We start from the raw sequence: 11,433 nt of genomic DNA, 5'->3' as shown, positions 1-11,433 counted from the left end.
GACGGACTCGATCTCTGACAGCGGAGGGCTCACGGACGGGGCTGCCTCATCATGGCGTCCACCTGCGCCGGAGGAAAGAGATCGGTCGGCAACCCGGGCGCTGACACAAAGACCAAAACCTCCGTTGGTTCCGGAAGCGAGACAGGCCGTCGACACGCAGGCACCATGTGGCCCGCATCACCCTCCCCCACAGGGCCTTCCCGAACCGCATCCACGAACCGACAGGTGGTGGCACCAGTGCGCCTGCGCACCCCCCTCGCCCTGCTCGGGGCCGCCGTACTCCTGCTCCTGGGACCGCCCCTGCTGAGCACCGGCAGCGGCGCCGAAACCGGCACACAGATCCCGGGACTGCGCTTCATGGTCCCCAACACGCCCGGCGGCGGCTACGACATCACGGCCCGCACGGCCGCGAAGAACGCCGAGGACGCCGGTCTCACACCCAACGTCGAGGTGTTCAACCTGCCCGGCGCCGGCGGCACCGTCGGCCTGACCCGCCTGGTGAGCGAGCACGGCAACGGCAAGCTCGCGATGTCGATGGGGCTCGGCGTCGTCGGCGCCGTCCGCTCCAACCACGCGCCCAAGACCCTCGCCGACACCACCCCGATCGCCCGGCTCACCGAGGAGCAGGACGTCGTCGTGGTCGCCAAGGACTCCCCGTACAAGACGATCGACGACCTCGTCGACGCCTGGAAGGCCGACCCCGGCAAGCTCCCCGTCGGTGGCGGATCCTCGCCGGGCGGACCCGACCATCTCGCGCCGATGCTGATGGCGCGGGCCGCCGGCATCGCCCCGAAGGAGGTCAACTACATCCCCTTCGACGGCGGCGGTGAACTGCTCGCCTCGATCCTCGGCAACAAGGTCGCTTTCGGCGTCTCCGGCGTCGGCGAGTACCTCGACCAGATCAAGGCGGGGGAGCTGCGGCTGCTCGCGGTCACCGGCCCCGAGCGCGTCGACGGCCTCGACGCGCCCACACTCCAGGAGGCGGGCTACGACGTGAACTTCACCAACTGGCGCGGCATCGTCGCGCCGCCCGGTCTCTCCGACGCCGAGCGCGACAAGCTCGTCCGACTGATCGAGGAACTCCACGACTCACCCGAGTGGCAGAAGTCCCTGAAGCAGAACGGCTGGGACGACGCCTTCCTCACCGGCGAGAAGTTCGGCGCGTTCCTGGACGCCCAGGACCAGCGCGTGGTCTCGGTACTGAAGGAGCTCGGACTGTGACGACGCAGACCACCGACACTCCTCCGGCGCCCGCGCCGACGCACCGCTCCTGGCTGCGCGAGCACTCCGAACTCGGCGTCTGCGTCCTGCTGCTGGCCCTCGGCGTGCTCGTCCTGACCGACGCCCTCACCATGGACGTCGACATCGCCCAGCGCGGACCCGTCGGACCGAAGACCGTACCGATCGTCGTGGGCGCCGGACTGCTGCTCATCGCCGCCCTGCTCGCCGTGGACGTCCTGCGCGGCGGCCGCGGCCAGGCCGAGACCGGCGAGGACATCGACCTGTCCGAACCCGCCGACTGGCGCACCGTGCTGCTGCTCGCCGGAGTCTTCCTGGGCACCGCCGTCCTGATCGAACCCCTCGGTTTCCCCATCGCGGGCGCCCTCCTCTTCTGGGGAGCCGCTTTCGCGCTCGGCAGCCGCCACACCGACCGTGACCCGCTCATCGCGGCCGGCCTCTCCCTCGTCACCTACGTCGTGTTCAACAACCTGCTCGGAGTGCCGCTGCCCGGCGGCCCCCTGATGGGAGTGCTCTGAGATGGACGCCCTCAACTCCCTTCTGGACGGCTTCGGTACGGCACTGACCCCGCTCAACCTCCTCTGGGCCGCCCTCGGCGTGCTCCTCGGCACCGCGATCGGCGTGCTGCCCGGCATCGGACCGGCCATGGCGGTGGCGCTGCTGCTCCCCGTGACGTACGGGCTGGATCCCATCGGCGCGTTCATCATGTTCGCGGGCATCTACTACGGCGCCATGTTCGGCGGTTCGACGACCTCGATCCTGCTCAACACCCCCGGAGAGAGCGCCGCCGTGGTCGCCGCCATGGAAGGCAACCCGATGGCCAAGGCAGGGCGCGGCGCACAGGCGCTGGCGGCCGCCGCCATCGGCCACTTCGCCGGCGGCATGGCCGGCACGATCCTGCTGGTCGCGCTCGCCCCCACGGTCGCCGAACTCGCCGTCGACATCGGCGCCCCCGACTACTTCGCCATCATGGTCCTCGCCTTCATCGCGGTGACCTCCGTGCTCGGTTCCTCCCGCATCCGCGGGCTCGCCTCTCTGCTGATCGGCCTCACCCTCGGCCTGGTCGGTCTGGACCAGATGACCGGGCAGCAGCGGCTCACCTTCGGATCGCTCCAACTCGCCGACGGCATCGACGTCGTGATCGTCGCGGTAGGCCTCTTCGCCATCGGCGAGGCCCTGTGGGTCGCCGCCCACCTGCGGCGCAGGCCCGGCGAGGCGATCCCGGTCGGCCGCCCCTGGCTGGGACGGGGCGATGTGCAGCGGACCTGGAAGTCCTGGCTGCGCGGCCCGTTCATCGGCTTCCCCTTCGGGGCGATCCCGGCGGGCGGTGCGGAGATTCCCACCTTCCTGTCGTACGTCACGGAGAAGCGCCTGTCGAAGCACAAGGACGAGTGGGGCAAGGGCGCGATCGAGGGCGTCGCCGGACCGGAGTCCGCCGCGTCGGCCTCGGCGGCGGGCACGCTGGTGTCGATGCTGACGCTGGGCCTGCCCACCACCGCGGTCGCGGCGGTCATGCTCGCCGCGTTCCAGCAGTACGGCATCCAGCCCGGCCCGCTGCTGTTCGAACGCGAACCCGAGCTGGTGTGGGGCCTGATCGCCTCCCTGTTCGTCGGCATGGTGCTGCTGCTCGCCCTGAACCTGCCGCTCGCGCCGGTCTGGGCGAAACTGCTGCGTATTCCGCGGCCGTACCTCTACGCGGGGATCCTGTTCTTCGCCGCGGTCGGCGCCTACGCGGTGGGCGGCGAGGTCGTCGACCTGGTGATCCTGCTGATCATCGGCCTGATCGGATTCGGTATGCGTCGCTACGGCCTGCCCGTACTGCCCGCCGTCATCGGGGTCATCCTCGGCCCGAACGCCGAGCAGCAGCTCCGCCGCGCCCTGCAGATCAGCGACGGCAGCGTCTCCGGTCTGGTCGACACGCCGTTCGCGGTGACGGTGTACGCGGTGATCGTCGTACTGCTGGCCTGGCCGCTGCTGAAGCGCTTCGTGCGCCGTCCGGGCACGTCCTGAGGCACACCGGGGGCCGCGCGGATGCGCCGCGCGGCCCCCGGGCACCGCCGAAAGGCACGGCCGATCACGTGTCGTCCGCCCGGCGCCGGTCGGCCTCGTCCCAGGCCCGGGTGTCGCGTGGCTCGATGTAGGGCTCGGCCTCGGGCGGATGCCCGCCGACGATGGCCCGCTGGCGTGCGATCTCGGCATCGAACTCCAGGCCCAGCAGGATCGCCAGATTGGAGATCCACAGCCAGATCAGGAAGACGATGACGCCGGCCATGGTCCCGTACGTCTTGTTGTACGAGCCGAAGTTGGCGACGTAGAACGCGAAGCCGGCGGAGGCGATCAGCCAGATCACGAGGGCGAGGAAGCTGCCCGGGGTGATCCACCGCCAGCCCTTCACCTTGGCGTTGGGGCTCGCCCAGTACAGGATCGCGATCATGAACGTGACCAGGAAGACCAGCACGGGCCACTTGGCGATCGACCACACCGTCAAGGCGGTGTCCCCGAGGCCGATGATGTCCCCGGCCCGGCGGGCCAGACCGCCGGTGAAGACCACGATCAGCGAGCTGATCATGGTCAGTACCATCAGTACGACGGTCAGTGTCACGCGGATGGGCAGGACCTTCCACGCCGGACGTCCCTCGGGAATGTCGTAGACGGCGTTCGCGGCGCGCATGAAAGCCGCCACATAGCCCGACGCGGACCACACCGCCAGCACCAGGCCGACGACGGCCACGATCGTGCCGGTGCTGGCGGTGTTCTGCAGTTGCTCCACGGCCCGGACGATGATGTCCCGGGCCGGGCCCGGCGCGAGCTGCCGGACGTTGTCCAGCACCTTGTCCGTGACCGACGGACCGGCGATGCCCAGCAGTGACACCAGCACCAGCAGCGCCGGGAACAGCGACAGCACGCCGTAGTAGGTCAGCGCCGCCGCGCGGTCGGTCAGCTCGTCGTCCTTGAACTCCCGCAGGCTTCCCTTCAGCACCGCACCCCACGACCGCTTCGGCAGGTGCGTCGGCGCATCCGGTGCCGCCCGGTCCACCTCCGGCCCCGGCCCGGCCTCCTTCGGCGCCGGACTCCGGTCGCCGTGATCCTTTCGCCCGGGAAGATGGAGTTTCGTCATGCGTGCCGAGTAACCCTCGGCCCCGTACTTCAGTCGGCCGTCACGTGGGCCGCGGAGAGTGACGGACGATGGCGGGCCGTGGCGTCGGCGCGCCGAGCGGTGCCGTGGCTCTGGTCCGAACCACGACACCTCACGAAGCCGAATCCGCGGCGCCGGCTTCGTGTGCCCTCCGCGTACCCCCGATGAAAGGTCGCCGATCGGCCTCGGTCAGCTTTCCGGGACGGCCTTGGCGCGGATGGACTGGGCCACGTCGCGGAGCTTGATGTTGTGCGTCTGGGAGATGCGGCGCAGCACGTCGAAGGCTTCTTCCTCGCTGAGGTGATGGCGCTCCCGCAGGATGCCCATCGCCTCGCCGATCGCGTGACGGGTGTCCAGGGCGTGCTCCAGCTGGTCCACCGCGCGGGCACTGGCCAGGGCGACGGCGGCATGGGAGGCGAGCAGCCAGCCGGCCGTCTCGCTCTCCGGACCGAACGCTCCCGGGCGGGAGGAGTAGAAGTTCAGGGCGCCGAAGTCCTCCTCCAGCGTGTAGAGCAGGAAGCCCATCATGCTGCCCACGCCCAGCTCCCGGGCCGCCGACGCGAAACGCGGCCAGTGCGGCTGCGGCCTCGTCATGTCGGTGATGCGGAACAACCGCTCGCCGTCGGTACGCCGGGCGGCGTCAAAACAGGGGCCCTCACCCAGTTCGCCCTGCAACCGGTCGGACTCCTTCCCCATCTCCCCGCACGAGGAGAGGGTCACCGCGCACCCCTTGCGCAGGGCGAGGACACCCGCCGCCTCGCATCCCTCGATCAGCTCGACGGCACTCGAGGCGATCTCGTCCAGCGTGTCCTGCGGGGAGTTCTGCGCCAGCAGGTGCCGGGCGAGCCCCGCCATCTGTTCGGCGAACTCACGCCACTCCATCGCGCCCACCTTCCGCTCCTCGTACCTTCGCTGCGGAAGGAGCCGAACGTCGATCGTCGGGACCGGCCCGTCGGGCCCGGCCACCGGAACCCAACTGCTCACGCCGGCCAGAGCGCCGACCCGGCCGCCCTAGCCGCAGCGTACCGCTCGGCCGCGGCCCTGTTCGGTACGGCGATCATGACCACCGCGTACGATCGCTCCCGTTTCTGCGGGCGTGGCGCGGAAGGCCCGGACGGAATCCGTGCACGACTCTGGGAACCTTTGCGCCGTCTCGTTACCCTCCGCCCATGATTTCCACGGTTGTGTGGGGTACGGGGAATGTCGGCCGTGCGGCCATCCGCGCGGTCGACGCGCATCCGGCGCTGGATCTTGCGGCCGTGCTGGTGGCCGACCCCGCCAAGGTCGGCCGGGACGCGGGCGATCTGGGCGGGCTGGGGCGGCGCCTTGGGGTGTCGGCGACCGATGACGTGACGTCGGTTCTCGCGGCCGGGCCGCGCGCCGTGGTGTACGCGGCGTCGGGTGACATACGGCCGGACGGGGCGCTGGCGGACATCGGTCGAGCCGTTCGGGCCGGGGCGGTGGTCGTCACTGCGTCGGTGTACGGGATGTACGACGTGCGCAACGCCCCGCCCGAGATCAGGGACCCGCTGCTGGAGGCCGTCTCGGCCGGCGGCGGGTCGCTGTTCGTGTCCGGGGTGGACCCCGGCTGGGCGAACGACACCTTGCCCCTGCTGATCAGCGGACTCGGCTCGCGCATCGACGCGGTCCGCTGCCAGGAGATCTTCGACTACTCCACCTACGAACAAGAGGAATCCGTACGGAATCTGGTGGGCATGGGCCGCCCGATGGACTACCAGCCGCTCATGCTCGCCGAGAGCGTGCCGACGACGGTGTGGGGTGGGCAGATCCGCATGATGGCCAAGGCGCTCGGCGTCGAACTCGACGAGATGCGCGAGACGCTGGAGCGACGCGCGCTCGAAACCACCGTCACCACCCCGACGATGGGGGAGTTCGAGGCCGGTACCCAGGGCGCGGTGCGCTTCGAGGTGCAGGGCATCGTCGACGGCCGGCCCTGTATCGTCATCGAACACGTCACACGCATCCACGCGTCCTGTGCCCCGGACTGGCCCGCACCCCCCGACGGCGGTGCGGGAGCACACCGGGTGATCATCGAGGGCCGCCCCCGCATCGAGGTCACCGTCACGGCGACCGACGAGGGCGAGAACCGGTCGGCGGGCGGCAACGCCACCGCCGTCGGCCGGCTGGTGAACGCCATCGACTGGCTCACCGAGGCCGAGCCCGGCCTCTATGACGCGCTCGACGTCCCGCTGCGCCCGGCAGCCGGCCGACTGGGAAGGACCTGAGCGGTGACCCTGCGCATCGACATCCCCGACGAAGCTGACCCCATCCCGTACGTGTGGGGGGAGATGGTCCCCGAAATCGGCATGGCCGCATCGAACTTCTCGCTGGCCGTGTACGCCCACACGACCCTGGGCCTGAACGAGTTCGAGGCCGCGCGGCTGCGCGTCGCGCAGATCAACGGCTGCGCCTTCTGCCTGGACTGGCGCACCGAGCGGGACGGACGGAAGGTCGGCGAGGACTTCGCCGACGCCGTCGCCTCCTGGCGCACCACGGACGCCTTCGACGAACGGACCCGGCTGGCCGCCGAGTACGCCGAACGCTACGCCTTGGACCATCACCACCTCGACGAGGAGTTCTGGAGCCGGATGACGGCGCACTACAGCCAGGCCGAGATCGTGGAGTTGAGCATGAGCATCGGGTCGTGGCTGGCGTTCGGCCGACTCAACCACGTGCTCGGGCTCGACACGGTCTGCGTCCTGCCCCGGCCGTGAGGCGGGCCGAGGCCACGGGGCCCCGGCCCGCCGGAGGGCGGACGATCACAGATCAGCGGCGATGATCTCTTCGATGTTCCGTTCGGCGAGCGCCGTGATGGTGACGAAGGGATTGACGCTCGTGTTGCCGGGGATCAGCGAACCGTCGATGACGTAGAGACCCGAATGGCCGTGCAGGCGGCCGTAGTTGTCCGTCGCCCTGCTGAGCACCGCACCGCCCAGAGGGTGGTACGTGAGGTGGTCGCCCCAGATCTTGTACGCGCCGAAGAGATCGGTCCGGTAGATCGTCCCCTCTTTGGCGTTGATCCGGTCGAATATGGACTTGGCCATGTCGATGGACGGCTGTTTCCAGGCCGTCTGCCAGTTCAGTTCCACTTTCCCGCTCGCCGCGTTCCAGGAGAACTGGGCGCGGTGCGGGTTCTTGGTGATCGACAGATAGAACGAGGCGTAGGTCTCGATTCCCGTGGGCAGCGGGGCGACTTCCGCGAATGCTCCGCCCCCGGCCCAGTTGTCGATTCCGGCGGTGGGAATGGCGGACTGCAGGGCGCCGGTCGGATCCCACATGTGGTTGGCGCGCCCGCACATGACATTGCCGTTGTCGCCCCAGCCCTTGCCGACCTCGCCGTTCAGCCCGGGCAGCGCACCGGTTGCTTTCAGCCGGACCAGCAGTTTGCTGGTTCCCACGCTGCCGGCGGCGAAGAACACGCGGTCCGCGGTCACCGTCTTCGTCGCCGTGACGGCGCCGGCGGTGTCGAGTTGCTCGATACCGACCCGGTAGCCGCCGGTGGCCGCGGGAGTGACCGTCGTGACGCGGTGCAGGGGCGAGACGGTGACCCTTCCCGTGGCTCCGGCCTGGGAGAGATAGGTCTTCTGCAGGGTTTTCTTCCCGTGGTTGTTGCCGTACAGGATCTCTCCGGCCAGCGCCGACCTGGGGACCGTACCGGCGGCCTCCTGCTTCATGTAGTCCCAGTCGTAGACGTCGGGTACGAAGAGGAACGGGAAACCGGAACGTTCGGCGTGCTTTCGGCCGACGCGGGCGTACTGGTAGCACGCGGCGGTCTCGAACCACGCCGGGTCGATGGTGCTGACGCCGAGGCCGGTGTTGGCGCGCGGGTAGTACACGTCGTACATCTCGTCGGCGTCGACCGAGGGCAGGACGGCACCGAAGTTCTCCCGTTTCGGCGTGACGGCCATGCCGCCGTTGACCAGTGACCCGCCGCCGACACCGCGTCCCTGATAGACGATGATCCCGCCCATGTCCTCGGCGTCCAGGATTCCGGTGTAGCGGGGTACGTCCTTGTCGAGCGGATAGCCCAGGAAGTTGCTCAGGGGTTGTCTGGTGCGGGTGCGCAGCCAGAAGGACCGGTAGTCGGGGCTGGTCGTGTTGGCGAAGATCTTGCCGTCCGGGCCCGGGGTGTCCCAGGCCATTCCCATCTCGACGATGTGGACGTCGACGCCCGCCTGAGCGAGTCGCAGCGCGGCGACCGAGCCGCCGTATCCGCTGCCGATCACCAGGGCGGGAACGCGGGCATCCGGTTCGATGACGGCGCTGCCGCTTCGGGGCGCAGCCGCCGAGGCGGGAGTGGGGGTGTTGCTGCTCCCGATCGCAGCCGCACCAAGAACAGAACTGGCTCCAACGATGAATCGACGGCGGGAACTCCCTCTGTGATGGCCTCTGTTCTGGAGGTCAGCGCTCATGCAGCACTCCTCTGCTTCGAGTGGTCGAAGCGGGTTTTACTGCCACTTGCGCGATAAGTCACGACACACCCGGAAGTAACTTGCCCTCTTTCTCCACCCCTTGACGAAATCTTGGTCCGTACCTATGGTCTCGGCCAGCGCGCGTGTTCAGCCCCCCACCTGTCGTTCACATAGAAGAACGGACTCGCATGTCACACGCCCCCGTCCGACACCGCCGCAAGTCCCGTGCATCCCTCCTCACCCTGGGAGCCACCACCACCGCCCTCGTCGCGGGACTGCTCACCTGGCCCGGCGCACCCCACGCCGACGCCGCCCCGGCCACCTTCGTTCACCCCGGAGTGACCGTCTCCCGGAGCCAGTTGGACTTCACCCGAAACAAAGTCAACTCCGGCGCCCAGCCCTGGAAGGGCGCCTTCGACCGGATGACGGCGAGCAAGTACGCCGACCTGAACCGCACACCCAAACCCCGCGCGATCGTCGAGTGCGGCTCGTACTCCAACCCCAACAACGGCTGCACCGACGAGCGCGAGGACGCGATCGCCGCCTACACCCACGCGCTCGCCTGGTACATCACCCGCGACGAGCGGCACGCGAAGAAGGCCATCGAGCTGATGGACGCCTGGTCGGCCGTGATCCAGGACCACACCAACAGCAACGCACCCCTGCAGACCGGCTGGGCCGGCTCCTCCTGGCCGAAGGCCGCCGAGATCATCAAGTACACGTACACCGGCACCTGGGCCAACTCCGGCCGCTTCGCCACCATGCTCCGCACCGTCTACCTGCCCGAGGTCATCAACGGCTCCAACTCCAACGGGAACTGGGAACTGTCGATGATGGAGGCCGCGATCGGCATCTCCGTCTTCCTCGAGGACAAGGCGTCGTACGACAAGGCGATGGCGAAGTTCCGCACCCGCACGGCCGCCTACGTCTACCTCTCCTCCGACGGGGAACTGCCGAAGACCGTCCCCAGCCAGAACCTCAACACCCGCGAGAAAATCGTCAACTACTGGCAGGGCCAGTCCACCTTCGTCACCGGCCTCACCCAGGAGACCTGCCGGGACTTCACCCATGCGGGATACGGCATCTCCGCGATCTCGCACGTCGCCGAGACCAGCCGGATCCAGGGTCAGGACCTCTACGGCACCGACGTCGGCGAACGGCTGCGCCACGCGCTCGGCTTCCAGGCCAAGTACGAGCTGGGCGCAGCCGTCCCGGCCTGGCTGTGCGGCGGTTCCCTGCACCTCGGACTCGGCCCGGTGACCGAGGTCGGCTACAACGCGATGCACAACCGGCTCGGCCACGCCATGACCAACACCCAGGCACTGACCGAGCGAAACCGCCCGGCCGGCAGCAACAACCTGTTCGTGGCCTGGGAGACGCTCACACACGGCGACAACCCCAACTGATCAGCGGCAGAAAGGAGTTGCCTCATGAACCGGCGCCGCTTACTCACCGGCGCCACCGCACTCGCCACCGGCTCCGCACTCCCGGCCGCCGCACCCGCCGCCGCCCGCACGACGAGCCTGCCGTCGAGGACCGACGTCATCGCCGTCCTCCGCCGCGTGGCCGACCACTGGATCGCCGCGCACCAGGATCCCGGCGACAACGGCTGGGCCAACGCCACCTTCTTCAGCGGACTGCTCGCCCTGCACCGACTCACCGGCAGCCCCCGCTACCTGACGTACGCAAGGAACTGGGCGGAGAAGCACGCCTACGGCCTCAAGGGCGGGGTCACCACCCGCCACGCGGACAACCACAACGCCGGGCAGGCCTACCTCGACCTGTACGAGATCGAGCCGGAGGAAGGCAAACTCGCCGCCATCGAGGCGTCGTTGCACCGCATGGTGTACACGGGCCGCCCGGAGAAGAACGACGACTGGTGGTGGGACGACGCCCTGCACATGGCCATGCCGCCGTTCGCCCGCATCGGCGCTCTCCGCGGCGACCCGCGGTACTGGGACAAGCTGTACGCCCTCTACCACCACACCAAGCGCACCGAGGGCGGCCCGGGTCTCCACGACAAGGCGACCGGCCTGTGGTACCGCGACAAGCGGTTCCTGCCCGGAGGGATCCTCTCACCGACCGGCAAGCCGGTGCTGTGGTCCCGCGGCAACGGCTGGGTGACCGCCGGCCACACCAAGACCCTCAAGGCCCTCCCACCGGGACAACCGCACACCGCCGAATACCGGCAGACCCTCGTGCACCTCGTGTCGGCCGTGTCCCGGGTCCAGCGCCAGGACGGCTTCTGGAACGTCAACCTCGCCGACCCGGACCACCTGCCCGGCCCCGAGACCAGCGGCACCTCCTTCTTCCTCCACGGCACCGCGTACGCGATCCGAGCCGGTCTCGTCCCCCGGAGCACGTACCTCCCGGTCGTCGCCCGGGCCTGGCAGGGCCTCGTCACCACGGCGGTCCACCCCGACGGTTTCCTCGGCCACGTCCAGAACGTCGGCGACCGTCCCGAGTCCAGCCAGCCCGTCACCTACGACACCACGGCCGACTTCGGGGTGGGCGCATTCCTGCTCGCCGGCACCGAGTTGGCCCGGCTGGACCCCTGAGGAGACCGTCCGGGCGAGTGGGGCGCCTCAGGTCGGGGCGCGCGGCCACATGTTCCCGCGCGCCCCG

10 protein-coding genes are annotated in these 11,433 nt (G+C 69.4%); 7 read left to right on the top strand and 3 right to left on the bottom strand.

Going from position 1 to position 11,433, the window contains the following annotated elements:
• Positions 1–237 precede the first annotated feature (237 nt).
• The 3 genes from ACKTSN_RS02575 to ACKTSN_RS02565 are packed head-to-tail and all read left to right on the top strand — an operon-like array spanning position 238 to position 3,249.
• Complete coding sequence (locus ACKTSN_RS02575; protein WP_409474713.1) at positions 238–1,221, top strand: Bug family tripartite tricarboxylate transporter substrate binding protein; 984 nt, start codon at positions 238–240, stop codon at positions 1,219–1,221.
• Positions 1,218–1,757, top strand: coding sequence for a tripartite tricarboxylate transporter TctB family protein (locus ACKTSN_RS02570; RefSeq protein WP_409467574.1), 540 nt, complete (start codon positions 1,218–1,220; stop codon positions 1,755–1,757). The genes ACKTSN_RS02575 and ACKTSN_RS02570 overlap by 4 nt, the downstream gene beginning before the upstream one ends.
• A gap of 1 nt (position 1,758) precedes the next feature.
• The gene (locus ACKTSN_RS02565) at positions 1,759–3,249 is read left to right on the top strand and encodes a tripartite tricarboxylate transporter permease (RefSeq protein WP_409467573.1); all 1,491 of its coding nucleotides are present in this window, start codon (positions 1,759–1,761) and stop codon (positions 3,247–3,249) included.
• A gap of 64 nt (positions 3,250–3,313) precedes the next feature.
• Here ACKTSN_RS02565 and ACKTSN_RS02560 read toward each other — a convergent pair whose 3' ends face one another.
• Both ACKTSN_RS02560 and ACKTSN_RS02555 read right to left on the bottom strand, forming a co-directional pair.
• Positions 3,314–4,357, bottom strand: a complete 1,044-nt coding sequence (locus ACKTSN_RS02560) for a YihY/virulence factor BrkB family protein (RefSeq protein WP_409467572.1) — start codon at positions 4,355–4,357, stop codon at positions 3,314–3,316.
• A gap of 207 nt (positions 4,358–4,564) precedes the next feature.
• Entirely contained in the window at positions 4,565–5,257 is a 693-nt protein-coding gene (locus ACKTSN_RS02555; RefSeq protein WP_409467571.1) for a GAF and ANTAR domain-containing protein, read from the bottom strand.
• A gap of 287 nt (positions 5,258–5,544) precedes the next feature.
• Between ACKTSN_RS02555 and ACKTSN_RS02550 the strand changes: the two genes are divergently transcribed.
• Positions 5,545–6,621 carry an NAD(P)H-dependent amine dehydrogenase family protein gene (locus ACKTSN_RS02550; protein ID WP_409467570.1) on the top strand — a complete coding sequence of 359 codons (1,077 nt, stop codon included), beginning with the start codon at positions 5,545–5,547 and terminating at the stop codon, positions 6,619–6,621.
• Between the two features lie 63 nt (positions 6,622–6,684).
• Positions 6,685–7,110, top strand: a complete 426-nt coding sequence (locus ACKTSN_RS02545; RefSeq protein WP_409474712.1) for a carboxymuconolactone decarboxylase family protein — start codon at positions 6,685–6,687, stop codon at positions 7,108–7,110.
• A 45-nt stretch (positions 7,111–7,155) separates the two neighbouring features.
• Here the strand turns inward: ACKTSN_RS02545 and ACKTSN_RS02540 are convergent, their stop codons facing one another.
• Positions 7,156–8,808, bottom strand: coding sequence for a GMC oxidoreductase (locus tag ACKTSN_RS02540; RefSeq protein ID WP_409467569.1), 1,653 nt, complete (start codon positions 8,806–8,808; stop codon positions 7,156–7,158).
• A gap of 188 nt (positions 8,809–8,996) precedes the next feature.
• On the opposite strand from ACKTSN_RS02540, the gene ACKTSN_RS02535 reads away from it, so the two are divergent.
• Both ACKTSN_RS02535 and ACKTSN_RS02530 read left to right on the top strand, forming a co-directional pair.
• Positions 8,997–10,214: an alginate lyase family protein gene (locus tag ACKTSN_RS02535; protein WP_409467568.1), complete on the top strand. Its 1,218-nt coding sequence runs from the start codon at positions 8,997–8,999 to the stop codon at positions 10,212–10,214.
• Between the two features lie 24 nt (positions 10,215–10,238).
• Entirely contained in the window at positions 10,239–11,366 is a 1,128-nt protein-coding gene (locus tag ACKTSN_RS02530) for a glycoside hydrolase family 88/105 protein (protein WP_409467567.1), read from the top strand.
• The last annotated feature ends 67 nt before the right edge of the window (positions 11,367–11,433 follow it).

The organism is Streptomyces flavusporus (genome assembly GCF_046267975.1).
In the GTDB taxonomy this organism is placed as follows: domain Bacteria; phylum Actinomycetota; class Actinomycetes; order Streptomycetales; family Streptomycetaceae; genus Streptomyces; species Streptomyces flavusporus.
This window is presented reverse-complemented; position numbering and strand designations above follow the sequence as displayed.

What these genes read in the sequence shown, in the direction of transcription:
- ACKTSN_RS02560 (WP_409467572.1), bottom strand. Translation starts at nt 4,357, where the DNA reads ATGACGAAACTCCATCTTCCCGGGCGAAAGGATCACGGCGACCGGAGT.
- ACKTSN_RS02540 (WP_409467569.1), bottom strand. Translation starts at nt 8,808, where the DNA reads ATGAGCGCTGACCTCCAGAACAGAGGCCATCACAGAGGGAGTTCCCGC.
- ACKTSN_RS02555 (WP_409467571.1), bottom strand. Translation starts at nt 5,257, where the DNA reads ATGGAGTGGCGTGAGTTCGCCGAACAGATGGCGGGGCTCGCCCGGCAC.
- ACKTSN_RS02550 (WP_409467570.1), top strand. Translation starts at nt 5,545, where the DNA reads ATGATTTCCACGGTTGTGTGGGGTACGGGGAATGTCGGCCGTGCGGCC.
- ACKTSN_RS02565 (WP_409467573.1), top strand. Translation starts at nt 1,759, where the DNA reads ATGGACGCCCTCAACTCCCTTCTGGACGGCTTCGGTACGGCACTGACC.
- ACKTSN_RS02530 (WP_409467567.1), top strand. Translation starts at nt 10,239, where the DNA reads ATGAACCGGCGCCGCTTACTCACCGGCGCCACCGCACTCGCCACCGGC.
- ACKTSN_RS02545 (WP_409474712.1), top strand. Translation starts at nt 6,685, where the DNA reads ATGGTCCCCGAAATCGGCATGGCCGCATCGAACTTCTCGCTGGCCGTG.
- ACKTSN_RS02535 (WP_409467568.1), top strand. Translation starts at nt 8,997, where the DNA reads ATGTCACACGCCCCCGTCCGACACCGCCGCAAGTCCCGTGCATCCCTC.